The sequence below is a fragment of the Paenactinomyces guangxiensis genome, assembly GCF_016055185.1.
Taxonomy (GTDB): domain Bacteria; phylum Bacillota; class Bacilli; order Thermoactinomycetales; family Thermoactinomycetaceae; genus Paenactinomyces; species Paenactinomyces guangxiensis.
In genome coordinates this window covers 75,706-99,861 of record NZ_JAECVR010000006.1, presented here as the reverse complement: position 1 = coordinate 99,861, position 24,156 = coordinate 75,706, and the positions used below count along the sequence as shown (strand labels likewise).

Genomic DNA, 24,156 nt, shown 5'->3' with positions numbered 1-24,156 from the left:
GGAGGCTATGATGAAAGATATCAGCGGAAAAGCACGACTGTTAAAGTTATTGGAAATTCTGGAAAGGGAGACGGACGAAGAACATCAACTCAGTCTGGCTGATCTTGAGCAAAAGCTGATCGTGGAATTTGACCAGAATTTTTCGGTAGGGAAAAAAGCCCTTATTTCAGATATTAAAGCATTACAAGAGATTGGCATTGATATTATTGAAAGCAAAGGCAAGTTTGGACAGAAACTGTACAGCTATCCCCATCGCCTGTTTGAACTGCACGAATTGCGCATGCTCATAGATGCCGTAATGTATTCCTACTTTATTACAAAGGAAGACGCAAAAACATTAATTAAAAAGTTACAAAAACAAACGAGCTGCCATGTATCCAAAAAGCTGGACGAGCAAATCAAGCATCTGGACTCGGTCAATAAGGCGGAAAACCAAAAGCTGAAGTATTATGTTGATACGATTTACACTGCCTGTTCGGAAATGCAGATGATTCGCTTTCAGTACGGAAAGTATAATCTGGATAAAGAGTTTGTATTAAAAAAGAACGGCGAGTGGTATGAAGTGAAGCCGTATGCTCTCGTCTGGTGGCAAAATAATTATTATCTCGTTGCAAAATACGGTGAAGAAAAGGACTTTCGCCACTATCGGGTAGACCGCATGAGAAAGGTGGAAATGACGAATCAATCTTTTAGTAGAGAGTTATTCAATGTTGCCGATTATGTAAATAAAACGTTCCATATGTTTCACGGAGAAGAAAAACCGATTCAAATTCAGTTTGAAAACGATGACAATAATTTTGTCAATGTGGTTTTTGACCGGTTTGGCAAAGATGTGTTTATCGAGAAACTGCAGGATAACTATTTTATTGTGACTACCAATGCCAAGGTGAGCCAGGGGCTTGTAAACTGGATTTTAACCTGGGGTTCTAAAGCAAAAGTGTTGTCGCCACAGGAGCTTGTAGAGGATGTTATAGCTGAAACGAAAAAAATGTATGAGCTCTACCATTCAGGTTAGGCAGGATTCACAAAATCTTATACGGGGTGATGATTAGCAGGGGCGTTTTCAAAATCGGAAAAAGGCATTTGAGACGGGGGATAAATACGGAGAAAAAGCAGGGACACAATGATGCGACTCAGTCCCTGCTTTTATGTATTTACTTCATTTCAATCTGAGTTAAGCTTTTTTTGACCAATGCTTCTATTTTCTCTTTCGCTTTTTCAGGAGTGGCTAAGTCGTCGGCGTCAAATTTAAACTTTCCACTCATCTCGTCCAAATTGAGCATATCGATCAGGACGGAATGATCGCCGGTTGTATTGGCATCAAATTCAAAATAGCCTTTGACTCCTTTGTAGGTTTTTCTGGTTTGGTAGATAAAAGTTACCTCCTCAAAATCGTCCCGGAACTGTTTGACTGGCTGGAATTGAATCAGTTGAGAGAATTTGCCGTCATCTTCGAGTAGGCCTTCCCATTTCGGTTTAAAGCCTAACAGTTGAAAACCATCGAGAAAGTTTTTCAGGAAACCGGCGGGCAACACATCAATATAATCCCGGTCCTTGGAATCTTTCCCCCATTTAATCTCCAAATTGGTGTCAAAATAGTATTTGGTACTGACAGATGAAACCGGAAGGGTAAAGGGGCAGTCAAATTGGAACGGAAAAACTTTTTCCTCACCGGGCCGGATGACAAAATCATCATCTGTTACTTCGATGCTGGCAATCTCCCTTTGAATCGTGTTTAAATTTTTGCCGTGATAGGATTCCATGTTGAACTTTACGGTAAGCTCATCTACTTTTTGCTCTGTACTTCCGCCAACGGCGATGATTTTTCCTGCAACGGTTTCGCCCATCGTCACTTTGGAATCATCCAACACTAGATCAATTCTGGCTGCTCCGACACCGGCAGATGCCAGTAAGGTTTTAAACATCAGTGTACCTCCTCAAATCAATTTGAAGTATAAAATAATCTTAGCATACATGTAAGAGATTCTATTCATGTAACGTGAATAATTCAAAAAATATGATGGATCTGAACCTGCCATAGCGATTCTGATTTTTCACCTCCCCCGGTGCGGAGGCATAGGGTATACGGATTGGGCCACACGGGGAGGACAAAAGCAATGTGGAAAGAGTACCTGTACAAAGCAAATATGTACAAAATATTAGCGGACTTTTATAAATACAGGAACTATACTTCATACAAAACTTACCGCCGGAAATATGATAAATACCTGGAAAAGCTTGTAGAAGCTTACGAAAAAGATCAGACACTGAAAGAGAACAGGGGGCAGGAATAGAAAATTCCTTGCTCTTCTTTTTTATAGATTAAAAAGATAAATCTCTTGTTTAAATTTTAGTTCACTTTTATAGACTTCCGCATAGACTGGTAACAAAACAGATATTTGCAGAGGAGTGCCTTTAAATCGATGTGGAATGAATACCTGGAAAAGGCCAATTTATATAAGGGATTAGCGGACTATTACAAATACAGAAACTCAAAATTGTATCATGAGTATAAACGAAAATACTATGAATACACGAAGAAGTTTGTGGCTGCTTATGAAAAGGAAAAAGGGGTGAAGCCTCCCAAGCCTCCGTTCCCCCCTTATCCGTCCTCATACTTCTTTTTGAACCGGGCACAGGTTTCCCACGAGCCGGTAAATATACGCTTGTTGCATGCATCCGTGAATGAGCAGAAAACTCCTGTAGATGTATACATTGACGGCCAGCTTCTTGCCAGAAGCCTTCCTTATGGAGTGGCCACCCGGTATTTACGCTTACCGGCGGGGGAGAAACGATTTGATCTATATCCGGCGGGAAGAAAAGGAACCAGGCCTTTACTCAGGCAAACTGCTGTGCTCGAACGGGAGAAAAACTACCTGATCGCTCTGGTGGACAGCGAAGTAGCATATCCATGGAACCTGCGGCTGCTCCCTTATCCGGAATACCCTGCACAGATGAGCGGCGAGGCGGGAGTAAGGTTTATTCACCTTGCAGAGGGGGGGCCTGTGTTGGACCTGTCTCTTCGTGACGGAACGGTCCTCTTCCCGGACGTTACATATCAAGAGGTAATGGAGTATTTCGCCCTCCCGCCGGTAAGAACCCGCTTACTGATAAGGCAGGCCAAGACTGATGGGGTGCTTGCAACGACTCCCGATGTTCATTTCCGACCGGGAAAAGCGTATACCATCATCGCCATTTGTCCAAACAGACAAATGTCTGCACTGGTTTTAAGGGACCAATCCCTGAGAAGGTAAGCCTTTTGGCATGCTGGCAACAGTCCTTTATCTCGGGTTGGCCTCACCACAAAAAAGGAAATATGAGCCGGGGATCAGGTTTGCCCGGTTATTTTTTTTGGATAGAGAACATTTCCTGACCAAGTGATATTGGGAAGTGGCTGTAAAGCCAGGTGGTCAAAATCTGCAATATGCAAAAAGCAACTGTTGGGAAAATTTACACTCCTAAATATTCCAGTTATTTATTTATTAAATGCCAGTGATCGATTAAACTAGGAATAAGAAGAATTCCGAAAGGAAGATTGAGGTTGAATGTTTTAGAAATCAACGAAATTGGAAAATTTATCCGTAAAGTCAGAAAAGAGCGAGGCTTAAGACTTGAGGATCTCTCAGATAATCATATATCTACGGCAACAATCAGCAATATTGAACGGGGCGTTCCTCACGTCAATAAGGACAAAGTCTTGTATCTAATGGGCAAACTGGATCTGGATTTGAGCGAAATTCCGCAAATGATGGATAAGGAAAGCGAAAATCTGGAGAGTATGCAGTTGAAATTTACTGCAATTGAGACCATGATCAAAGTGGGGAAGGTTGCACGGGCTCTCACGCTGTTATCCGGAATCCCAGAATCAATGTTTTCCCGCCATCAGGCCACTGTCCATCTGTTAAAGGGAAAATGTTATATTCAAAAAGGAGATTGGAAAAAAGCGGAGCGTGAGCTGAGCGAAGCGATTCGCTTAGCCCAACAAGATCCTTCTTCACAGAAAACCAATCTGGAAGCCTCCATCTATGATCAACTGGCCTATTGCCGTTCTGCACAAAGCAACTGGGAGCAAGCCCTTAAGTTTGTTGAGCGGGGGCTGGAAGTTTTACGGGAAGACGCGGACCGCTTCAATCAAATCAAGTATAACTTGAAAATGAAGCAGGTTGTTTATCTGGAAAAGCTCGGCCGGGTCGATGAAGCGTTGAAAAGCCTGGATGATTTGTGGGGCTCAATTCCGCACATTCAGGACAAGGATGTAGTACTCAACTTGTATGCCCTGCGCGCTGATCTGTTCCGCCGGATGAGATTGCACCGTGATTCTGTTCGGTATGCGCGCGAAGGGATCCGGCTGGCGGTGAACAGCAGATACTTTAATGAGATGTTTAAGCTTTGGACTACATTAGGAAGCGTGTACACGGAACTTTCCAATTTCGATGACGCTGAGACATGTTTTGAGTTTGTGTTGGAGCTGGAAGACCAGATTTCCGACAGGCATGAGTTGCTCCGTGCCTATTGTTCTCTGGGTCGTTTATATCTGTTGCAAGGAAAGACAGACCAGTCCCGGGAGATTCTTGAACAGGCGATCAAATGGGGAAAAAGCCTGAAAGATCACTGGCAGCTTAATGTTGCCCTTCTGCTGATGGGGCGCTTGTTGAAAAAGACGGGAAATTTGTCTGAGGCGATAAAGTATTTGTTGCAGGCGGTTCTGGTCGCGGAAGAACGTCAATTTTACCAAAACGTATGGCTGGGTTATTATGAGCTGGCTGACTGTTACGAACAGCTTGGAAAAGTGGAAGAGTTTAGGGAAGCCACAGAACTGATGTATCAAGCGCAACGTCATTTAAATTGTGAAGAGAGTTTGTTCAGTTCCTGGTAAAGCCGGATGTTCGCAAATTGATATCATTTGTTACACCATTGACATTTCGGCGAAAGATTTATATATTAGTTAAATATATATGTTCTCTTATCCAGAGTGGCGGAGGGACTGGCCCGATGAAGCCCGGCAACCGGTTGGATCTGACATCCAATGAGGTGCCAATTCCTGCAGAGAGTTTTCTCTGAAAGATGAGAGTTCAAGAGCGGAGACCAACGCCTTTCATCTTTCAGGGATGGAAGGCGTTTTTATTATACAGAGAAGAGGATGAAGATTGTGAAGAAAAAGACGGTTGCGGAGCGGCTCAAAGAGAAGATTCTCATTTTGGACGGGGCAATGGGAACGATGCTTCAGCAGGCAAATCTGACGGCCCGGGATTTTGGCGGGGAAGAGTATGACGGATGCAACGAATTTCTCAATCTCACCCGTTCTGATGTGATTCGCAACATTCATGATGCCTACTACAGAGCAGGGGCAGATATTGTTGAAACCAATACCTTCGGTGCAACTCCGGTGGTGCTTGCCGAGTATGATCTTCAGCATTATACGGAAGAAATCAATCTGGCTGCAGCCCGTTGTGCAGTAGAGATGCGGGATAAATGGTCAACTCCTGAATATCCCAGATATGTGGCGGGAGCGATGGGGCCGACAACGAAAACACTGTCAGTGACAGGAGGAGTTACTTTTGATGAGCTGGTCGACTCCTATTATCGGCAAGCGAAAGCATTAATCCAGGGGGGAGTGGATCTCCTTCTGCTGGAAACCTCCCAGGATACACTAAACGTCAAAGCGGGGAGCATCGGGATTCGCCGGGCATTTTCGGAGTTGGGGAAAGAAATTCCGATCATGATCTCCGGTACGATTGAGCCGATGGGAACGATGCTGGCAGGGCAAAATATCGAAGCTTTTTATCTATCCATTGAACATCTGAATCCGGTGTTGGTTGGGTTGAACTGTGCTACAGGCCCTGAGTTTATGAAAGATCATATCCGGACCTTATCCGGTCTGGCCAGTTGTGCGGTCAGTTGCTATCCAAACGCCGGCCTTCCCGATGAGAATGGAAACTATTTGGAGACTCCCCAGGCGTTGGCGCGGAAGCTGGCTGACTTTGCCGATGCCGGCTGGTTGAACATGGCGGGGGGCTGTTGCGGAACCACTCCGGAACATATCCGGGCCATTGCTGAAGTGATGAAAGATAAACAGCCGCGGCAACCTGTCAGCAGCCACCCTCCCGCTGTATCCGGAATTGAACCTGTCTATTTGGAGACAGACAACCGGCCGCTCCTGGTTGGTGAGCGTACCAATGTGATTGGTTCACGCAAATTTAAGCGCTTGATTGCCGAAGGAAAGTATGAAGAAGCATCAGAAATCGCCCGCAAACAGGTGAAAGGCGGAGCGCAGATTATTGATATCTGTCTGGCTGACCCCGACCGGGACGAATTAAATGACATGGAGAGGTTTTTAGAATTTGTCACGAAAAAAGTGAAAGTTCCCCTGATGATCGACTCAACAGATGCCAGAGTGATTGACCGTGCCCTCACCTATTCACAGGGAAAAGCAATTATCAATTCGATCAATCTGGAAGATGGCGAAGAACGCTTTGCCGAAGTTGTTCCCCTCATCCATCGCTATGGGGCGGCAGTGGTTGTGGGAACGATTGATGAGCAAGGAATGGCCGTTTCCAGGGAGCGGAAGCTGGAGGTAGCCAGACGCTCTTATGACCTGTTGGTCAACAAGTACGGACTTCATCCCCAGGATATCATTTTTGACCCGCTTGTCTTTCCGGTTGGCACAGGGGATGAGCAGTATATCGGCTCTGCGCTGGAAACGGTTGAAGGGATTCGCATGATTAAAGAAGATTTGCCGGAGTGCTCCATCATTCTCGGCGTATCCAATGTTTCCTTCGGTCTCCCCGGTGCGGGCCGCGAAGTATTAAATGCCGTTTATATGTATGAATGCACGAAGGCAGGACTTGATTATGCCATCGTCAATACAGAAAAGTTAGAGAGATACGCCTCCATTCCCGAAGAGGAACGCCGCTTGTCCCATCAGCTTTTGTTTGAGACCGGCCATGATAATTACGACGAAGTGCTGGCAAAGTTTACCGCTTTTTACCGTGAGAAAAAAGTTGAAGAGAAAAAGCCGATCAGCAACCTCTCTCTGGAGGAGAGACTGGCCCGATATGTTGTCGAAGGGAGCAAGGATGGCCTGATTGAGGATCTGGAGGAAGCCCTGCAAAAGGATACTCCGCTGGGAATCATCAATGGTCCCCTCATGTCCGGAATGGATGAAGTAGGGAGGCTGTTTAATGATAATCAGCTGATCGTTGCTGAAGTGTTGCAGAGCGCCGAAGTGATGAAAGCATCTGTGGCTTTTCTGGAACCGCACATGGATAAAACTGAAACCAACAGCAAAGGGAAAATCATACTCGCAACCGTAAAAGGGGATGTGCATGATATCGGCAAAAATCTGGTGGAGATTATTTTATCCAACAACGGCTACGAGGTGGTCAATCTGGGAATTAAAGTGCCGCCGGAACAGCTGATTGAAGCCGCCCGCAGGGAAAAGCCGGACGCCATTGGTTTGTCCGGGCTGCTGGTTAAATCGGCGCAACAGATGGTGATTACCGCGCAGGATTTAAAAGCTGCCCGGATTGATGTTCCATTGCTGGTCGGGGGGGCGGCTTTATCCCGCAAATTTACGGAAACAAGGATTGCTCCGGAGTATGGCGGACCTGTACTTTACGCCAAAGATGCGATGAACGGTTTGGAACTGGCGAACCGGTTGATCAGTTCGGAAGAAAGGGAAGCGCTGGTGGAAGAACTTCGCCGGAGCAGCCTGTCAGCCATTGAGAGGGCGGAGAAAAAGGAGCAGGGGGCTGGAAGTGTTTCCTCTTCATCGGTAAGAGGTTCGGTGGACCGTGAGGCACCTGTGTTTACGCCACCGGACTTTGAACGTCACGTCTACCGCGACTTTCCTCTTACCCACCTGCAGCCTTATCTCAATGAGCAGATGTTGCTGGGGAAACACCTTGGACTGCGCGGCAATGTAGAGCAACTTCTGAAAGAAGGGGACGAAAAAGCGGTAGAGCTTAAGGGAAAGGTTGATGATTTGCTCCGGCATGTCATGAGAGACCGGCTGATCCGTCCCCAGGGAATGTATCAGTTTTTCCCCGCCCAGGCAGAGGGGAATGATATTTTTATCTATGATCCGGAGGACACCGGTGTCATACTGGAATGCTTTTCCTTCCCGCGTCAAACTCAGCCGCCGTACCTGTGCCTGGCCGACTTTTTGCGCCCGGTGGAATCGGGTGTGATGGATTTTGTCGGATTTCTGGCAGTCACAGCGGGGGTTGGAGTGAGAGAACTGTCTGAGCAGTGGAAAAATAGCGGCGACTATCTTCACTCCCATATGATTCAAGCACTGGCTCTGGAATTGGCTGAAGCATTTGCCGAACGTTTGCACCATGTGATGAGGGATCGCTGGGGATTTCCCGATCCGGCGGAAATGACGATGAAGCAGCGGTTTGGCGCCCGCTACCAGGGGATTCGTGTCTCTTTCGGATACCCGGCCTGTCCGGATCTGGAAGATCAGAAAAAATTGTTTCGGCTGCTGCGGCCGGAAGAGATTGGGATTGAATTGACGGACGGGTGCATGATGGAACCGGAAGCTTCTGTTTCGGCGATGGTTTTCTCACACCCGCAAGCACGTTACTTCAACGCGGTGTGAGGAGGGAACAAAGTGAAAAAGAGACCGTTAAAAGAGCATTTATCCGATTCATTAGTCACGGGAGACGGAGCGATGGCCACCTATCTGTATCAGCAGGGGGTGTCGATTGGGCATTGCAATGAAGAATTGGTGCTGAGCAACCCCGCTTTCATTGCCAATGTCCATAAAGCCTACTACGAAGCCGGGGCCCGTCTGATTGAAACCAATACCTACGGGGCCAACCGGGAGCGCCTCACACGCTATGGACTGGAGAGCAAAGTAACGCGGATAAACCGGGAAGCTGTCAAACTGGCCCGCAATACAGTGGGTGAAGACGCCTATGTGGTGGGATCGATCGGTTCCATTTGTGCCGGGCGGGTCCTGGCCTTTGATGAAGATGAATATCGGGATATGTATGAAGAACAAGCCACTGCTCTTCTGCATGCCGGAGTGGACGGAATCCTGCTGGAAACCTTTTTGGATCTTAAAGAAGTGCTGGTTGCTGTTGATGCGATTCGTCCCCTGACCGACCTGCCGCTGATCGCACAACTGTCCACAATTGAAGTAGGGCGTACAAGAGATGCCTTTTCCTTATCTGAGGCATTTCAAATCTTAGCCCGGCACGGCGTGGATGGAGTCGGGTTGAATTGCCGGCTCGGCCCGATGGAGATTTTGCGCAGTTTAGAGAAAACAGTGGTGCCGGAACACTTGATCTTATCTGCCTTCCCCAATGCCGGAAGGTTGGGAGTGAGTGATGGAGAGTTTAAATATAAATCCTCTCCGGGTTATTTTGAGGAGACAGCAGACTTACTGGTGGCGCAGGGGGTTCGGCTGCTCGGGGGATGCTGCGGGACCACTCCCGACCATATTCGCCGGGTGGCGGCCGCTCTTGCCGGTAAAAAGCCGGTTCAGAGGGTCAATCCTGAATTGCGGCAGATTGAAGTGACAGGGGCGGAACATGCAGAAACGGCAAGGAAAAAGCCAACCGTCGTAGATAAGGTCAAATACGGGCGGACCATCATCTGTGAATTTGACACCCCCAAAGGTTTGGATATCTCCGGATTTTTAGCCGGGGCGGAACGTCTCCACCAGGCGGGCGTGGATACGATTACGATGGCAGATAATTCTCTGGCCACAGCCCGCATGAGCAATCTGGCCGCAGGAGCGATTTTAAAATCACAACTGGGGATTGAACCGCTCGTACACGTGGCATGCCGGGACCGGAATTTACTTGGCCAGCAATCCCATCTGATGGGGCTTCATGCCCTGGGAATTGACCAAATTCTTGTGATCACCGGAGACCCGACCCGTGTCGGCGATTTGCCGGGAGCCAGTTCCATTTATGATGTTACTTCATTTGAGCTGATTCGCATGGTGAAACAGTTAAATGAAGGGATCTCGTTTTCAGGCAAACAGTTAAAACAAAAAGCCAGCTTTGTCGTCGGCACTGCTTTTAATCCCCATGTCCGTCAACTGGATGCGGCGGTAAGGCGGCTGGAGAAAAAAGTAGCTGCCGGTGCCGACTTTATCATGACCCAGCCGGTCTATGACGAAAAAGGAATCCTGGATGTGTATGAGGCGACGAAAGATGTAGGAATCCCCACCTTTATCGGGATCATGCCTTTAACCGGATACCGGAATGCGCTGTTCTTACACAACGAAGTTCCCGGCATTAAGATTCCGCAGAGCGTGTTACAGCGGATGGAAGCGCAAACCGATAAAGAATCAGCCCGGAGAGAAGGGGTGGAAATCACCAAAAACCTGCTGGATGTGGCCATGGAAAAGTTCCGGGGCATATACCTGATTACCCCTTTCTCCTTCTGGCAGATGACCGTGGAACTGACCAGCTATATTCGCCGGAAAGATCACAAGCGCGCCGCCGCACAGGTTTCATAACAAGAAAAGCGATGACCTTTTTGTATTACGGGGGCATCGCTTTTTCTCTATGAGCTTTTCTGTTCGGAAAAACGTGTTAGTTAAGCAGGCAAGGGGATCTTTTATTGATTTAGTCAGCCAATCACTGCACAATTCCCTGCCCGCTATCTCATCAGCTTTTTTACCGTCACCATCAACTCATCAATCACTTCCTGGTCTCCTTCATGAATCCGTTCGATGACACAGCTTTTCATATGATTTTCAAGCAACAGGCTCCCCACACTGTTAAGAGCCGATTGAACCGCTGCAATCAGGTTGAGTACATCATCACAATAGGTATCCTCTTCAATTAATCGTTTTATCCCCCGGATCTGGCCTTCAATCCGATTCAGGCGGGTGATCAGATTGTTTTTTAGCTTATCAGGGTGGTGGCTTTTTCTGTTACCGGAATCAGAGCAGTGGGATTCATGTCGTGTGTTTTCTGTTTCCATTTACATCACACCTTTCTGTTGCTCTTATTCTACTCTACCCGCCAGGGGGGATGTAAGTATGCTTATAAGGAAAAACGTCCGGAAAACGAAAAAAGAAAAGCCCCCGTTAACCGGGGGAGCCATCAATAATATCATCTGATACCTTAAGATCTGATTAATGAAACCCTGTCATCTGTCCACATCAATGATAAGGCGGTAAAAATGTTTCTTCTATAATTTATCATTCGAAAGGAGGTTCGTCTGTGAACCCTTTTTAGATATTTGCTGATTCCTTAGATTTCGGGCGTTTTTTCAATTCTGTCCCCTGTTGTTGCTCTTGCAGGGTTTTATTGCGTCCGTATTGGACATTGGAAATGCGTTCTACCACCGGACGAAGAAGCTGATGCCTGACCCGGTATTTATACCCGAGCCTTCTTTTGAAGCCCCCTGCCAATTGGTTTGCTTCCATCATGTATATCGCCCCCTTTACAAGTCATATTTGACAAGGGGCTGTTTTGATCCCTTCCATTCGACATAACTTTTAAAAATATTTCCTTTTTTGACATAAAAAGATAACTATGTTTATTTAAGTCAGTTGTTTTTACAGTTTGACCAAGAAAGAGGTTCCCTTCCCCGGTTCACTCTGAACGGAGATTTTGCCTCCGTGCTTTTCAACGATCCATCTGGCGATTGCCAAACCGAGGCCTGTACCTCCATCTGTTCGTTTTCGCGCCGGATCGGCCCGGTAAAAGCGGTCAAAGATGTGGGGGATATCTTTTTCCGGAATCCCCACTCCGGTATCTTTCACTTCGAGGAGCACATGGTTGCCGCTTTTACGGCAGGTCAATGTAACCTCACCGGGGGAAGGTGTGTATTTAAAGGCATTATCCAGTAATATGACCAGCAGTTGGTGCAGTCGTTCGCGGTCTCCCTGAATAAATAAGGAGGGGGAAATCTCTGTCTGAAAGTAAATTTGCTCAATCTGTGCCAGCTCTTTAAAATGGCCGGCCACCTCATGAACGAGTGAATCAAAAGCAAATGACTCTATATTTAGTTCCAGTTGATTGGAATCACTGCGTGCCAGTGTGAGCAAATGAGCGACCAGCTTGTGCAGTCGCCTGGTTTCCCGGTAGATCGTGGAGATGTCAGAGATTTTTTCTTCAATGGTCTGTTTCGGATCGCGTAAGAGCAGTTCGGCTCTTGCCCTAATCACAGCTAACGGGGTGCGCAATTCGTGCGACGCATCAGCGACAAACTGCTGTTGAGCCTGCCAGGAATTTTGAATGGGAATGAGTGCGCGGCGTGCCAGCCAATACCCGGCAGCGATTGCGATTCCTACGGCCAGGCAGCAACCAATGATAATATTTTTGCGCAAGTTATCCAGCCAGGCAACCTCTGCGCCTACGAAACGAATCACTTGAATGACCAGTGAATCTCCGGTGACAGTGGGAAGGGAGACCGCCACAAATCGAAACTGCAAGGGATCGTCAAACTGTGGTATATCCATCTGTACGGAATGAATTTTTCCATCTATTTGCTCAGGATAAGACAGCTTTACATTTGCAAAGAGAGGATCTCCCTTGAGACGATGAACAATTTCTCTGTTCTTGTCCCAGAGGATCACAGCCGTATAAGGGACGGAAGGCGTAGAAAAATCCTGGTCCAGCATAAGTTCTGCTTTTGCCCGTTTGGAGCGGGTAAGCAGCATCTCATCGATTTCCCCAAAGACCTGACCTTCCATAAACCAGTAGAGCCACGCTCCCAGCAAGCTGATAGCGACCAGAAAAACAACCGAATTTTGCAGGGTCAGGCGGATCAGCGTTTTACGAAACATGCTCATTCTTCCTTTAACATATAACCAATTCCGCGGACGGTACGAATCATTTTTTGCAGATGAAATGGTGTTAATTTTTTACGAAGGTAATGAATGTATAACTCAACAACTGAAATGGTGGTATCTGAATCAAACCCCCAGACGCGGTCAAACAGCTGTTCACGGGTTAAAATGTTGCCGGCATTTTGGACCAGGTATTCCAGCAGAGCGTATTCCTTGGCTGTTAAACTAAGCAGCTTCTCATGAATATAACCGGTTTGTTCCCTGGGATGAAGAGTGATGGGCCCGTATCGGAGAGTGCCTTCGATGCCCAGTGCTCCTTTGCGGCGCAACAGAGCGCGCACCCGGGCCAACAGTTCAGGTACGGCGAATGGTTTGACCAGGTAATCATCTGCACCCTGATCCAATCCCCGCACTTTATCTTCCACACTGTCTTTTGCTGTAAGCAACAGCACAGGGACATCAAGACCTTGCTGCCGGATCTGTCTTAGAACATCGAGACCGCTCATAACCGGCAGCATAATATCAAGGATAATCAGGTCATAAATGTTTTGTTCAGCCAGGTATAAACCCTCATCTCCGGATTGGGCCGCAGCAACTTGAAATTCTTCCCCCAATATCCGTTCAATTGATTCAAGCAGAGGCAGGTCGTCTTCAACGAGTAAAATTTTCACGGAACGGCTCCCCCCTATTCATAACGCAAGCATCAACAAGATGGAGTCTGGCTGCTTTCCGGGCAAACATCATATTTATCATACCAGTTCCGCCAACTAAAAGGGAGACCCCGCGATGCCTCCTGGCATAAGTTCCATGGAGTCCGGCTTTTCAAGTTGATGATTGAACTGTCAGATGTCTGAGTCGGTGTGAAAACTCGGTGTTCAGCAAGGCTTCGATTTTATTAAAAAGTAAACAGATGATCAGCACATCCTCCTTTTTTCCTCTCCCTCTTATAAAATCCTAAGGAACAAATTGCATAATTGCGTTGTAAATATTGGTTTTCTTGAAAGGGGTGCGTAAATGAAGAAATGGATGATTTCCGCCGTGATCATAGGAATCGTCGCAGGCGGCGGAACCGGTTGGAAAATCGCATCATTGCAAGCTCAACCTGTCAAGATCAATACAAATACAGCTCCTGTGATGAAGCGAAACATTGAAGCAAAAGTAGATGGTGACGGCAATATAGAAGTTGCAGAATCACAAAAAGTGGTGGCCGAGCATTCCGGTGCCATCGAGGAAATTTTGGTGAAGAACGGTGACACGGTTAAAGCCGGACAGGATCTGATTGAGCTGGAAAACGGCTACGAAATTGAGTCCCCCATTGATGGTGAAGTTACACTAAATGATAATCTAAACATCTACACCTCTGTACAAAAAGGTTCCAATCTCGGTGAAGTTATCAACTATAACAAACTTGAAGCCATTATCAAGGTAGATGAACTGGATATTCAGAGGGTCGAGGCAGGACAGACAGTCAAGATTGACCAAAACGGAAAAGAGTATAGCGGAAAAGTAAGTGAAATCGCAAGAAAAGGTGTAACAGAAAACGGAGTTTCCACTTTTGATGTTACCGTCAGGTTAATGAGTACGAAAGGCTTGATAGCAGGTATGTCAATAAATGCTTCGATCATCACAGATACAGCGCAAGATACACTGACTGTTCCGGTTGAAGCCGTACGAAAGATGAACGACAAATCATTCGTCATGGTACAGACAGGTTCCAAAACATCACCTGCACCGAGACAAGTGGAAACAGGAATTCATGATGAAGAGTATATCGAAATTAAAAGCGGTTTGTCAGAAGGGGATCAGGTAGTTTTACCTGTTGCCGCTTCATCGGGCACAGAAAAGATGCAACAGCGGGACATGCAGAGAATGGGCGACGGCGGTATGGGTGGCAGGATTTTTATACAAGGAGGGAGATAAACAGTGAGTAAGACCTCTAAATTTTTGTCAGCGCTTGCGGTATTTCTTCTCACCGGCACCATTTCAGGATCCGGAGTTTATTACTACATGATTTCCAAGGCTGGACAGCAGGTACAAAACATGCCTCCCAGAGCCCCAAATACCATGATTGTACCAAAAGATGATATAACAGGTGCTAAAAAAGGAGTATCTCAATGAGCCAGTTGATCACCCTGCAAGACATACATAAAACGTACCTGTTGGGTGATGAGACCGTCTATGCCTTGCATAATGTTTCCCTTGAAATAAGCGAAGGGGAATTTGTTGCCATCGTCGGCCAATCAGGTTCAGGCAAATCAACATTGATGAACGTGGTCGGTTGTCTCGATCGCCCTACATCCGGTGTGTACCAATTCGGCGGTGATGAGATCAGCAAACTCAATGACCATCAGATTGCCACTATTCGCAACACAAAGATTGGGTTTGTCTTTCAAAACTTTAATTTGCTTCCGAGTCTGACCGCTGCGGAAAATGTAGAACTGCCTTTAATTTACCAGGGGATGTCAGCTAAGAAAAGGCGCAGGCTTGCAGAGAAAGCTCTTCACAGCGTCGGACTCGGTGACCGCCTCTCTCACCGTCCATCCCAACTGTCCGGCGGGCAGCAACAACGCGTCGCCATCGCCCGTGCTCTGGCAGCCAAACCCCCGTTGATTCTGGCGGATGAGCCGACTGGAGCCTTAGACAGCAAGACAGGACGAGATATTTTGCAGATTTTACAAAAGCTAAATCAGGAAGGCCATACGATTGTGCTGATCACACATGATCAGGAAATCGCCAAAGAAGCCAAGCGCGTCATTCGTCTCCAGGATGGCAAATTGGTGGAAGACCGGAGGTGGGCGGGATGAACATCTTCTCAGCAGTTAAGATCGCCTTTCACAATATCCGGGCACGAAAAATGCGTTCCTTCCTCACTATGTTAGGGATCATCATCGGAGTGGCGGCAGTTATCTCACTAGTCTCAATCGGGCGAGGTTCCAGCCAGCAAGTGACAGAACAAGTAAAAGCGATGGGAACCAATCTTCTGACGGTTAATATCAGTGGGCGAGGAACCCAAACATCGGTTGAATACGACCAAGTGATGTCCTTGAAAGGAAAAGATGGCATCAAAGATGTCGCTCCTGTCCTTTCCCAAAACACTACCCTGGCCACCGGGAATAAAAATACTTCAGCCAGTGTGGAAGGAATCAACGATGCATATGAGACTGTTCGCAACACCCATGTACAGGCTGGTCGGTTTCTGCTTCCCATTGATATGGAGTATCGAAGTAAAGTAGCCTTGATTGGTACATCACTTGCCAGAGAGCTGTTTGGAGAAGCATCTCCGGTCGGACAAAAACTGTATATCAACGGAAAGCTGTTTAAAGTGGTGGGGCTCCTGGAAGAAAAAGGTGGCTCGATGATGGGTTCAGTAGATGATAAAGTCCTGATCCCATTCTCCACAGCTGAACGCCTCTTTAAGACAAGAGGAGTCAGTCAGTTTTACGTACAGGCAGAAAGCGAGTCTGTCATTTTCCAAGCGGAGAGCAAGATTGAGAGAATGCTCACCGGGGAGTTTCGTGGTGACTCAAACAGCTTTCGAATTAACAACCAGCAGGAAATGCTCGACACCATGTCTTCAATCTCGGATACGATGTCAAATATGCTGGGAGGCATTGCAGGCATCTCGCTCTTCGTCGGCGGAATTGGCATTATGAATATGATGCTCGTCTCAGTCACTGAGCGGACGCGAGAAATCGGGATTCGCAAAGCAGTTGGTGCCAATACCACTGCCATCATGATTCAATTTCTGATCGAAGCGATTACTTTGAGTGGACTGGGTGGCGGATTGGGATTGCTGCTCGGAATAGCCAGCTGCCAGGCTCTCTCTTCTTTCCTTGATATATCCGTACAACTTTCATTGGATATTTCAGCAATTGCATTCGGCTTCTCTTGCATAATCGGTATTATCTTCGGGATATTCCCTGCCCGGAAAGCGGCTAAGTTAGACCCGGTAGAAGCACTCCGATATGAATAGAAGCAGACTCTGTTTCGATTGAAATTAAATAAGCACTCACCTTCATATTCGGTGAGTGCTTCAGAAAAGTTCATAATATCGTGGGTGGTCTTTCTTAGTATCTTTGAATAGCTTCTCAAATTCTTCATCAGATATTTCGTCCCTTTTTAGGATCTAATATATATTCAACTACTTCTTTTAAATCAGACACAACTATGGTATATTGATTTTCTGCTAAAATATGTTTGGTTCTATTTCTACAGAAACGAGCCGCGCTGGCCCCTGGAGATCGTAAAAAGACTCATAATACATAACTGATTTATCCGGAGTTTCTTCCAAATTATACTTATATTTATATCCTTGAGATATTTTTATAGTCTCTCTTTACAATAGACATTGATAGAAATCTAATAAAAAAGGCAGATAATCAAAAAAAATGAAAGTTGAACGAATCATTTACACCATTGTAACACTGTACAAGCTTTCAATCATGTAGTATATATGTATATGCACAAGGATTAATTACGGGAGGAAACACTTGCAAATGAATGAGAGTTTTTTAGACTCATCGGCACTGTTGATATTTTTTATGATTATTTCATTTGTTTTGGCGACCCTTTACATTCGTGAAAGAATAAAAAGTTCAAAATAATAGGAACCTCCTGTGAACCCTCGCTACAATTGCGGGGTCTTTTATTTTATGACAACAAGTTACCCTCCAAATGGACAGGAGGGTAACTTCCGGTCAGTCATAAGAGCTCTCTAAAGGAGTATCGCAAATATCGTGATGGCGGGAGGAATCATAACGGCTGTAATGACTTGAGTCCCAGCCGCGAGAAGACGAATCATACGGCATATGTTTGTGAGGTCTGCAACCGCAGTATTTCATATACCATTTTAACATTTTCATTTCATATTTATGGCACATTTTCAATTGCCGGTACATGTGATGCAGCATATGAGGGTCACATGGAATGTGGTAAGTCGGCGGCATCATCGGCATGTGCATCGGCGGCATCATCGGCATGTGCATCGGCGGCATTTTCGGAGGCATGGGTGGATGCACAGGTTTTTTGTATGGTATCTTTGGCATCGGAGGCATCTTAGGCGGTGCGACCGGTTTTTTCGGCTTCTCCACAAGATCCACTTCCTTCCTGGTTAGTTAACACTGTATCCTATGATGTTGCGGACACATTTGTACCGGATGTACCAGCCTATCTTTGGTCAATTGCGGAGGAACATAAATCTCCCTTGGTGGATGGAGGATAATAAGCTATAATGGGATAGACTACACCTCGGACCATCACGGGGTCGGGAGGGACGATTTCATGGAAGTATTAAAAATAACACCCAGAGGATATTGTTACGGGGTGGTAGATGCGATGGTACTGGCAAGGCAAGCAGCCAGAAATCTGGATTTACCACGTCCGATCTATATCCTGGGGATGATTGTTCACAATAAACATGTTGTTGATGCATTTACAGAGGAAGATATTATTACGCTTGACGGTGAGAACCGTTTAGAGTTGCTGGAACAGGTGGAGAAAGGTACGGTTATCTTTACTGCCCATGGCGTTTCCCCCGAAGTGCGCCGCCGGGCCAGAGAAAAAGGGCTTACCGTTGTGGATGCGACCTGCCCCGATGTGACACGCACCCATGATCTGATTCGTGAAAAGGTAGCGGAAGGTTATGAGATTATCTATGTCGGGAAACACGGCCATCCCGAGCCGGAAGGCGCGATCGGTGTTGCACCCGGGCACGTTCATCTTGTCGAAAATGAAGAGGATATTGAGAAACTGAACTTTTCAACGGACCGGCTCCTGGTAACCAACCAGACGACCATGAGTCAGTGGGATACATCTCATCTGATGAATAAAGTACGTGAGCGGTTCCCGAATGTAGAAATTTACAACGAGATTTGTTTGGCCACTCAAGAACGCCAGGAAGCTGTAGCTGAGCAGGCAAAAGAGACAGATTTAGTGATCGTGGTCGGTGATCCGCGCAGCAATAACTCCAATCGGTTGGCCCAGGTGGCTCAGGAAATTGCCGGAGTTCCTGCATATCGTGTAGCCGATGTAACGGAGATCGACATTGAATGGTTGAAAGGGAATAAAATAGTAGGAGTCACAGCCGGTGCATCAACACCGACACCTATTACCAGAGAAGTGATTGGTTTTCTGGAACAGTTTGATGAGAACGACCCTTCCACCTGGAAAAAAGTACGCACTCTCAACAAGAAAAAAGTTCTTCCGCCTGTACGGGAAAAAAAAGTGCAGGCAAAAGGGTAACCGGGAGCAAAAGTCTCCCGGTTTGTTATCTCGATCCTATTGTTATTATTCTGTCAATTTTGGCTACATGGTAGTCTGATTGCTTTGCGGGTAACGGGTAGACATGAAATCATAGCATTGATTCATGGTGCCGCGAAACTCCACACGATGATCCTTTTTCATCGGATTGTACCAGGCAAAATAGTTATCCTCGTGGATAATAGATGGCGGCAATTTCTCAGAATCCCTGATTACATAATACACTACAGCAAACACCTCCTAGCTGTAGTATGTTCAAAAAAATAAAATTTAACCATGATTTTACATAAAAAATTCTTTTTCATCATATGATGACAGCCTGTGTGTAAAACATACTTTACTGGTTGCCGTGTGCAGAATATCAACTTTGTTATAATGAGAGATGAAGGGATTTAGTACCTTGACAGGGCCATGATGAAACAGTTGAATAAATCAAACCGTTTCTTTCATTTTGGCGATAAGGATTCTGGGAGGTGGGAACCATCGCAGTCGTTCTGTTATTTATCGACGGTGTGGGGTTAGGCGATCATGCCCCGTACAATCCATGGGTGACACATCCCACCCCGAATCTGTGTGACCTTCTCGGTGGAAACTCCTTATCCGAACGGGGGGCAGGCGTTTACGGGTCAGATGTTTTACTGCTGAAAACAGATGCCACGCTGGGAGTAGAGGGAATTCCTCAAAGTGCAACCGGCCAGGCAGCCATCTTTACAGGCAGAAATGCACCGGCTGCGATGGGCTTGCATATGAGCGGCCTTCCTTTTCGCCGTTTGCGGGAATGGGTGAAGGAAGATAATATCTATCGGCAGTTTCGGCAAAAAGGATGGCGTTCCACCTTTGCCAACTGTTATACGAATGAATATTTTGAGCGGCCTGCGACTAAACGGGGATGGGTATCTGTCACGACGGCGGCGATTCAGTCCGTGGATGAACCACTTCGCTACTTGCCGGATTTACTGGCGGGAAGTGCTGTTTATCATGATCTGACGCGCTGTACACTAAGGAGATTTTTGCCCGAAATATCAGAGATTGAGCCGGAACAGGCGGCACAGGATCTATGGAATATCGCCCGGGATTATCACCTGGTTGTCCATGAATTTTTTCTGAGTGACCGGGCAGGCCACAAACAAGAACCGGAATTGGTTTCCTGGGTGATTGAAAACTATGACCGCTTTCTCGGCCGGCTGGTTCAGCTGAAACGGCCGGGTGATACAATCGTCCTTGTCAGCGATCACGGAAACAGTGAAGATTTACGGGTGAAAACCCATACCAAAAATCCGGTTCCCACTCTGATCATCGGGGACCGGGGTGCGGTCTGTGAACAAGAAACAGAAAAATGGGACCTTACTCATATTGTTCCTTTGTTGCATCGTTTAGTGCAACGACAAATAGAGGGGAATTAGAAAAAAGGACGGATGATATGTCAGAACGGTATATACCTCAAATCACAGAAGCTTCCATCCCTGAAGATGGAGCCTGGGCTGAACTTGAAAACACTCCGGTCCTCATCCTTTCCATTCCGGAGTGGAAAGAAATGATTGAACAGCCTACAGAAGGTCATCAGTATGTATGGATGTATGACCGGGCCGAAGATGCTTATCTCTTCTGCTTTCGTTTAAGCAGCCGGTTAGAGAGGGCCGTTGCTTTTCCCCGTGATCACGCAGGCCTGTTGTTGCAGGATGAAAAAGCGCACCGGCCTTTCTCCATCCTCATCACCGGGGAAAGTCTTGAAGAAACGAAGAAAGACACTCCCTTGTTACTGCTCCGCCATGTCCAACTGAAAAGGCATCCCCAGGCCGGATGGTAATAAAAAAGGTGATCGCTGTTTAGGGCGGTCACCTTTTTTCGGGATCACGGGCGGATCTTCACAGAGGTCCCGATCCCGGCGTACCTTGCTAAATCCTCCACATCACGGTTGTGCATGCGGATGCATCCCCTGGAAACCATCTTGCCGATGGAAGAAGGGCGGTTAGTTCCGTGAATTCCATAGTGGGGGCGGGATAAACCCATCCACAGGGTACCAAACGGGCTCAGCGGCCCTCCCGGATATGAGTAAGGGTAAGGCACTTTGTTGATGATGGTGTAGTCACCTTCCGGAGTTCTGGTGGCAACTTTCCCAATTCCAACGGGATAAGATTTAATGACTTTGGAGTCTTTCAATAAATAGAGCCAGCGCCGGGAAAGCCGAACGAGAATCGTATACATAAAAACCCACTCCTTTCTTCAGCTTACGAAGAAGAAGAGTGGGTGGTTCATGGCACTTATTACCCGTCGTCAATGTCACAGCGGAAACGTTCAGGAATGACAGGTTCATCCATCGCATTTTGTTCATCTTTAAGACGTTCTAATAATTTTTTATATTCATCTGCTCTTGCATATGGAGGTTCTGTCTCAAGCACCTTTGTTAAGGCACGTATAACGATGCCGCGCTCTTTGGCCGATAAATACATGGACATAGCCCCCTGTTTTTAAAAAAGTATCATTTATGATTAGCGAGCGGGAAAACTCCCCATTTTAAATAGTAGATGAGAGCGAGTTTTGTGCTTGTCGGATTCATTCACACGCATTTTAAGTTGTAATATGAGGACTGCGGGGAGTTACGCTCGTGGAGAGGATCACTTCCTCAAACTCTACCACTTTAAGGAGAGAAGTTCATAATAATATCCTTCCCAATATAAATGAAAGTTACTCGTAAAAAATATTCGTCTCCAAAAGGGTTTATGTATGTTTTCCGGGGAATGGGGCATAACTGTTGCAGCCCCGGGATGAAAGATTGTATAAAGCCCCTGGGGAGACAGAATTCTGTCCTCCCCCCCACTGCTATACACTTTCACTGAAAAAATAAAAAAATGCACTGATTAAAAATATGTCATCAAAATAGATCGGAAAAAGAAGTTTAGCTTTTTCAGGGGAGGGGATTATAAAAGTGACCTCTTATGTCGGTTTGCCGTTTGTAAAATTAAACCTTGGAGGGTTATAATTCAATGATTGCTTCAGAAGTATCATCGAAAAATGCGTCTATTGAACTGGATGAGTACAACAGTCGAATCAAGTTAATGCGCTATACGACGGATGACCTGGAAGCATTAACGAAGCATCTGGAAGAATTGGCTAATGAAAAGGATATAGGGAAAGTGTTGATTTATGCGGACCCTGAAGATATTGCCGAATTTGAAAAGCTCGGTTTTGAACAAGAAGGAGAGATCAGCGTCTTTTTTAACGGAGAGCCGGCCTTCATCTTATCCCGGTTCATTGATGACAGCCGATCTGTGAGTGAAGACGGAGAGAAAAAGGATCAAATTATTGAGATTGCCGAACAAGCAGAAACAATTGAGGAGCCGCCTCCACTTGACCCCTCTTTTACCCTTCGTCGAGCGACACCCGCCGATGCCAAAGAATTGGCCGGGTTGTACCAGCTGGTCTTTGAGACTTATCCTACCCCGATCCATGATGAGAAGTTTATCAGAGAGTGTATGGAAAAAGATGTATATTTTACGGTTGTTACTCATGAGAACAAAATCGTCAGTGCAGCATCGGCAGATGTTTTTACAAAATATAATTGCGCAGAGATTACCGATTGTGCCACCAATCCGGAATACCGCGGAAAAGGGCTTTTAAGTGCAATCATCTTTGATTTGGAAAAACGGATGCAGGAATTGGGTGTTCCCAATCTCTTTTCTCTCACCCGGGCCGTTTCAACAGGAATGAATGTGGTCATATCGAAACTGGGATTTGAGTATCAGGGCCGTTTGATTCAAAACAGCCAGATTGCCGGTCAGTTTGAAGATATGAATATCTGGGTCAAAAAACTGTCAATGAAATAAAAAAATAAAACGATGCAACCAATCCTGCAGGGGTTGGTTGCAATTGTTTTATCAATAAAGATCAAACATGTTCACATTATAATCCAACTGTTTAAGATAGTTGAATAATTGGCTTCGGTGGTGTGCCATATGGGTGACAATTTCCAACAGCCACTTGGCCTGGGTACTGGATTCCTGAGCATAGAAAGCAGTCGTTCTTTTCTCGAAAAAGCTCTGTTCGTCCAATGATTCCATGTATTCCCGTAACTGTTGTTGTCCTGTTTCCAAAACAGCAATCAGTCCCTCTTTGTTATCGGAAGAAAGCTCCGCTTCCAGTTGCTGAACCGACCTCTGATCCTTTTCCTGAAGGATGGCCAAATCGACGGCGGGGATCTGGACAAGATGTTCAGCTAATTCATGAAGAGTGCGCATCGACGGATGAGGTCGGAAGGTCCAGTGGTCTCCATCTATTTTAGATAACAGTTGCCTGGTAGTGCGGACAAGTACCGATAGTTCGTGAAAAAGCAATTCTCTGGTTGTAACCGGAGAGGTCATTACATCTCATTCCTTTCTGTCGGAAGTAAGGGGAACAAATATTCTATTTCTATTTTTATCGGAGATCTCCTGCCGGATGATTCATTTTGATCACATTCGGCTGTGGATGGATCCATTTAAAATAAGGTAAAATAACTATTGAAGTTTGAAAGAGAATGTGCTAAGTTAATCATTGTGACATTGAGCTAGTAGGATCCAGGATTCACTTAAAGGGTTGGGACCTCACTGGACTAACCTTCCCCCGTGGTGAACAAGCAGATCCTAGCGGAATTTGGCTCACACCAACTTTTTGCTAGGAAGGGGGCCGAAAGAGATGGAATACGCTACTTTCGGAAGGCATGTAGCCATGGACACATGGGGTGTTGAATTTAATTTGCTAAATGATGTTTCTTTTCTGGAGAATCACTTGAGGAAAGCAGCCGAAGCATGTGGAGCGACTGTCCTCTCTGTTCAAGCCCAACCATTTGAACCACAAGGGGTCACCGTCTTGGTGATGCTGTCAGAAAGCCATTTATCGATTCACACATACCCGGAAAAAGGGTTTGCTGCTTTAGACTGTTATACTTGCGGTCACACTGTTGACCCCATGATCGCTATTGAGTACATGCTGAATGTATTAAAACCGACCCAAGCATTCCCGAAAGTACTTCGGAGAGGCGTTGGGCCCATTGAGGTTGTCCAACCGGCAGCAATTGAGCTGAAAAAAGAAGTGACTGTTTAACGGATACACTGTCCCCTCACTGTTGAAGTGGGGGGATTTTTAATTATATCAAAAAA

Annotated in this window: 25 protein-coding genes and 1 riboswitch; of the genes, 15 read left to right on the top strand and 10 right to left on the bottom strand. The window is 46.2% G+C overall.

The annotated features are described in order from the left end of the window. Positions 1 to 10: 10 nt before the first annotated feature. Entirely contained in the window at positions 11 to 1,015 is a 1,005-nt protein-coding gene (locus I8U27_RS07910) for a helix-turn-helix transcriptional regulator (RefSeq protein ID WP_181751124.1), read from the top strand. Positions 1,016 to 1,154: 139 nt separating this feature from the next. On the opposite strand, the gene I8U27_RS07905 is transcribed toward I8U27_RS07910, so the two are convergent. Next, positions 1,155 to 1,925, bottom strand: coding sequence for a sporulation protein (locus I8U27_RS07905; RefSeq protein WP_181751123.1), 771 nt, complete (start codon positions 1,923 to 1,925; stop codon positions 1,155 to 1,157). A gap of 192 nt (positions 1,926 to 2,117) precedes the next feature. Between I8U27_RS07905 and I8U27_RS07900 the strand changes: the two genes are divergently transcribed. The 5 genes from I8U27_RS07900 (at position 2,118) to I8U27_RS07880 (ending at position 10,477) form a co-directional block, all read left to right on the top strand. Then, complete coding sequence (locus I8U27_RS07900; protein ID WP_181751122.1) at positions 2,118 to 2,294, top strand: hypothetical protein; 177 nt, start codon at positions 2,118 to 2,120, stop codon at positions 2,292 to 2,294. A 129-nt stretch (positions 2,295 to 2,423) separates the two neighbouring features. Next, a complete protein-coding gene (locus tag I8U27_RS07895; protein WP_181751121.1) occupies positions 2,424 to 3,254 on the top strand; it encodes a DUF4397 domain-containing protein in 831 nt (276 codons plus the stop codon). Positions 3,255 to 3,541: 287 nt separating this feature from the next. Then, positions 3,542 to 4,876, top strand: a complete 1,335-nt coding sequence (locus tag I8U27_RS07890) for a helix-turn-helix domain-containing protein (RefSeq protein WP_181751120.1) — start codon at positions 3,542 to 3,544, stop codon at positions 4,874 to 4,876. Positions 4,877 to 4,960: 84 nt separating this feature from the next. After that, a riboswitch (SAM riboswitch) is annotated at positions 4,961 to 5,071 on the top strand. Positions 5,072 to 5,209: 138 nt separating this feature from the next. Next, complete coding sequence (metH, locus tag I8U27_RS07885; RefSeq protein ID WP_374057911.1) at positions 5,210 to 8,602, top strand: methionine synthase; 3,393 nt, start codon at positions 5,210 to 5,212, stop codon at positions 8,600 to 8,602. A gap of 12 nt (positions 8,603 to 8,614) precedes the next feature. Further along, positions 8,615 to 10,477, top strand: coding sequence for a bifunctional homocysteine S-methyltransferase/methylenetetrahydrofolate reductase (locus tag I8U27_RS07880; protein ID WP_181751118.1), 1,863 nt, complete (start codon positions 8,615 to 8,617; stop codon positions 10,475 to 10,477). 143 nt (positions 10,478 to 10,620) lie between these two features. Here the strand turns inward: I8U27_RS07880 and I8U27_RS07875 are convergent, their stop codons facing one another. From I8U27_RS07875 to I8U27_RS07860, 4 genes are all read right to left on the bottom strand, one after another. Beyond that, positions 10,621 to 10,947: a metal-sensitive transcriptional regulator gene (locus I8U27_RS07875; RefSeq protein ID WP_181751117.1), complete on the bottom strand. Its 327-nt coding sequence runs from the start codon at positions 10,945 to 10,947 to the stop codon at positions 10,621 to 10,623. Positions 10,948 to 11,200: 253 nt separating this feature from the next. Continuing rightward, complete coding sequence (locus I8U27_RS07870; protein ID WP_181751116.1) at positions 11,201 to 11,398, bottom strand: hypothetical protein; 198 nt, start codon at positions 11,396 to 11,398, stop codon at positions 11,201 to 11,203. Positions 11,399 to 11,527: 129 nt separating this feature from the next. Further along, positions 11,528 to 12,760 (bottom strand): sensor histidine kinase, encoded by a 1,233-nt coding sequence (locus I8U27_RS07865; protein WP_181751115.1) that lies wholly within the window; start codon positions 12,758 to 12,760, stop codon positions 11,528 to 11,530. A 2-nt stretch (positions 12,761 to 12,762) separates the two neighbouring features. Continuing rightward, positions 12,763 to 13,434, bottom strand: coding sequence for a response regulator transcription factor (locus I8U27_RS07860; protein WP_181751114.1), 672 nt, complete (start codon positions 13,432 to 13,434; stop codon positions 12,763 to 12,765). Positions 13,435 to 13,777: 343 nt separating this feature from the next. Here I8U27_RS07860 and I8U27_RS07855 point away from each other — a divergent pair, with 343 nt between their 5' ends. The 4 genes from I8U27_RS07855 to I8U27_RS07840 are packed head-to-tail and all read left to right on the top strand — an operon-like array spanning position 13,778 to position 16,736. Further along, positions 13,778 to 14,683 carry an efflux RND transporter periplasmic adaptor subunit gene (locus tag I8U27_RS07855; RefSeq protein WP_181751113.1) on the top strand — a complete coding sequence of 302 codons (906 nt, stop codon included), beginning with the start codon at positions 13,778 to 13,780 and terminating at the stop codon, positions 14,681 to 14,683. Positions 14,684 to 14,686: 3 nt separating this feature from the next. Next, positions 14,687 to 14,881 carry a hypothetical protein gene (locus I8U27_RS07850; protein ID WP_181751112.1) on the top strand — a complete coding sequence of 65 codons (195 nt, stop codon included), beginning with the start codon at positions 14,687 to 14,689 and terminating at the stop codon, positions 14,879 to 14,881. Further along, positions 14,878 to 15,567, top strand: a complete 690-nt coding sequence (locus tag I8U27_RS07845) for an ABC transporter ATP-binding protein (RefSeq protein ID WP_269751010.1) — start codon at positions 14,878 to 14,880, stop codon at positions 15,565 to 15,567. The genes I8U27_RS07850 and I8U27_RS07845 overlap by 4 nt, the downstream gene beginning before the upstream one ends. Then, entirely contained in the window at positions 15,564 to 16,736 is a 1,173-nt protein-coding gene (locus I8U27_RS07840) for an ABC transporter permease (RefSeq protein WP_181751111.1), read from the top strand. The genes I8U27_RS07845 and I8U27_RS07840 overlap by 4 nt, the downstream gene beginning before the upstream one ends. 724 nt (positions 16,737 to 17,460) lie before the next feature. Here I8U27_RS07840 and I8U27_RS07835 read toward each other — a convergent pair. Further along, positions 17,461 to 17,853 (bottom strand): hypothetical protein, encoded by a 393-nt coding sequence (locus I8U27_RS07835; protein ID WP_181751110.1) that lies wholly within the window; start codon positions 17,851 to 17,853, stop codon positions 17,461 to 17,463. Positions 17,854 to 18,043: 190 nt separating this feature from the next. Here I8U27_RS07835 and I8U27_RS07830 point away from each other — a divergent pair, with 190 nt between their 5' ends. Further along, complete coding sequence (locus I8U27_RS07830) at positions 18,044 to 19,003, top strand: 4-hydroxy-3-methylbut-2-enyl diphosphate reductase (protein WP_181751109.1); 960 nt, start codon at positions 18,044 to 18,046, stop codon at positions 19,001 to 19,003. Between the two features lie 63 nt (positions 19,004 to 19,066). On the opposite strand, the gene I8U27_RS07825 is transcribed toward I8U27_RS07830, so the two are convergent. Beyond that, on the bottom strand, positions 19,067 to 19,246 hold the full coding sequence (locus I8U27_RS07825; protein WP_181751108.1) for a hypothetical protein: 180 nt from the start codon (positions 19,244 to 19,246) through the stop codon (positions 19,067 to 19,069). Between the two features lie 248 nt (positions 19,247 to 19,494). On the opposite strand from I8U27_RS07825, the gene I8U27_RS07820 reads away from it, so the two are divergent. Next, positions 19,495 to 20,424: an alkaline phosphatase family protein gene (locus tag I8U27_RS07820; RefSeq protein WP_181751107.1), complete on the top strand. Its 930-nt coding sequence runs from the start codon at positions 19,495 to 19,497 to the stop codon at positions 20,422 to 20,424. 17 nt (positions 20,425 to 20,441) lie between these two features. After that, positions 20,442 to 20,828, top strand: a complete 387-nt coding sequence (locus I8U27_RS07815; RefSeq protein ID WP_181751106.1) for a hypothetical protein — start codon at positions 20,442 to 20,444, stop codon at positions 20,826 to 20,828. Between the two features lie 44 nt (positions 20,829 to 20,872). Here I8U27_RS07815 and I8U27_RS07810 read toward each other — a convergent pair whose 3' ends face one another. Together I8U27_RS07810 and I8U27_RS07805 are read right to left on the bottom strand one after the other, a co-directional pair. After that, the gene (locus I8U27_RS07810) at positions 20,873 to 21,226 is read right to left on the bottom strand and encodes a L,D-transpeptidase (protein WP_181751105.1); all 354 of its coding nucleotides are present in this window, start codon (positions 21,224 to 21,226) and stop codon (positions 20,873 to 20,875) included. 59 nt (positions 21,227 to 21,285) lie between these two features. Further along, entirely contained in the window at positions 21,286 to 21,471 is a 186-nt protein-coding gene (locus I8U27_RS07805) for a hypothetical protein (RefSeq protein WP_181751104.1), read from the bottom strand. 534 nt (positions 21,472 to 22,005) lie between these two features. Between I8U27_RS07805 and ablB the strand changes: the two genes are divergently transcribed. Then, positions 22,006 to 22,845, top strand: a complete 840-nt coding sequence (ablB, locus tag I8U27_RS07800; RefSeq protein ID WP_181751103.1) for a putative beta-lysine N-acetyltransferase — start codon at positions 22,006 to 22,008, stop codon at positions 22,843 to 22,845. A 51-nt stretch (positions 22,846 to 22,896) separates the two neighbouring features. Here the strand turns inward: ablB and I8U27_RS07795 are convergent, their stop codons facing one another. Further along, on the bottom strand, positions 22,897 to 23,379 hold the full coding sequence (locus tag I8U27_RS07795; RefSeq protein WP_181751102.1) for a DinB family protein: 483 nt from the start codon (positions 23,377 to 23,379) through the stop codon (positions 22,897 to 22,899). A 313-nt stretch (positions 23,380 to 23,692) separates the two neighbouring features. On the opposite strand from I8U27_RS07795, the gene speD reads away from it, so the two are divergent. Then, positions 23,693 to 24,100, top strand: a complete 408-nt coding sequence (speD, locus tag I8U27_RS07790; RefSeq protein WP_181751101.1) for an adenosylmethionine decarboxylase — start codon at positions 23,693 to 23,695, stop codon at positions 24,098 to 24,100. The last annotated feature ends 56 nt before the right edge of the window (positions 24,101 to 24,156 follow it).

Bases quoted from the DNA above. Each gene is read 5' to 3' on its own strand.
- I8U27_RS07910 (WP_181751124.1), top strand. From the start codon at position 11: ATGAAAGATATCAGCGGAAAAGCACGACTGTTAAAGTTATTGGAAATT.
- I8U27_RS07905 (WP_181751123.1), bottom strand. From the start codon at position 1,925: ATGTTTAAAACCTTACTGGCATCTGCCGGTGTCGGAGCAGCCAGAATT.
- I8U27_RS07900 (WP_181751122.1), top strand. From the start codon at position 2,118: ATGTGGAAAGAGTACCTGTACAAAGCAAATATGTACAAAATATTAGCG.
- I8U27_RS07895 (WP_181751121.1), top strand. From the start codon at position 2,424: ATGTGGAATGAATACCTGGAAAAGGCCAATTTATATAAGGGATTAGCG.
- metH (WP_374057911.1), top strand. From the start codon at position 5,210: ATGGGAACGATGCTTCAGCAGGCAAATCTGACGGCCCGGGATTTTGGC.
- I8U27_RS07875 (WP_181751117.1), bottom strand. From the start codon at position 10,947: ATGGAAACAGAAAACACACGACATGAATCCCACTGCTCTGATTCCGGT.
- I8U27_RS07870 (WP_181751116.1), bottom strand. From the start codon at position 11,398: ATGATGGAAGCAAACCAATTGGCAGGGGGCTTCAAAAGAAGGCTCGGG.
- I8U27_RS07865 (WP_181751115.1), bottom strand. From the start codon at position 12,760: ATGTTTCGTAAAACGCTGATCCGCCTGACCCTGCAAAATTCGGTTGTT.
- I8U27_RS07855 (WP_181751113.1), top strand. From the start codon at position 13,778: ATGAAGAAATGGATGATTTCCGCCGTGATCATAGGAATCGTCGCAGGC.
- I8U27_RS07845 (WP_269751010.1), top strand. From the start codon at position 14,878: ATGAGCCAGTTGATCACCCTGCAAGACATACATAAAACGTACCTGTTG.
- I8U27_RS07840 (WP_181751111.1), top strand. From the start codon at position 15,564: ATGAACATCTTCTCAGCAGTTAAGATCGCCTTTCACAATATCCGGGCA.
- I8U27_RS07830 (WP_181751109.1), top strand. From the start codon at position 18,044: ATGGAAGTATTAAAAATAACACCCAGAGGATATTGTTACGGGGTGGTA.
- I8U27_RS07815 (WP_181751106.1), top strand. From the start codon at position 20,442: ATGTCAGAACGGTATATACCTCAAATCACAGAAGCTTCCATCCCTGAA.
- I8U27_RS07810 (WP_181751105.1), bottom strand. From the start codon at position 21,226: ATGTATACGATTCTCGTTCGGCTTTCCCGGCGCTGGCTCTATTTATTG.
- I8U27_RS07805 (WP_181751104.1), bottom strand. From the start codon at position 21,471: ATGTATTTATCGGCCAAAGAGCGCGGCATCGTTATACGTGCCTTAACA.
- ablB (WP_181751103.1), top strand. From the start codon at position 22,006: ATGATTGCTTCAGAAGTATCATCGAAAAATGCGTCTATTGAACTGGAT.
- I8U27_RS07795 (WP_181751102.1), bottom strand. From the start codon at position 23,379: ATGACCTCTCCGGTTACAACCAGAGAATTGCTTTTTCACGAACTATCG.
- speD (WP_181751101.1), top strand. From the start codon at position 23,693: ATGGAATACGCTACTTTCGGAAGGCATGTAGCCATGGACACATGGGGT.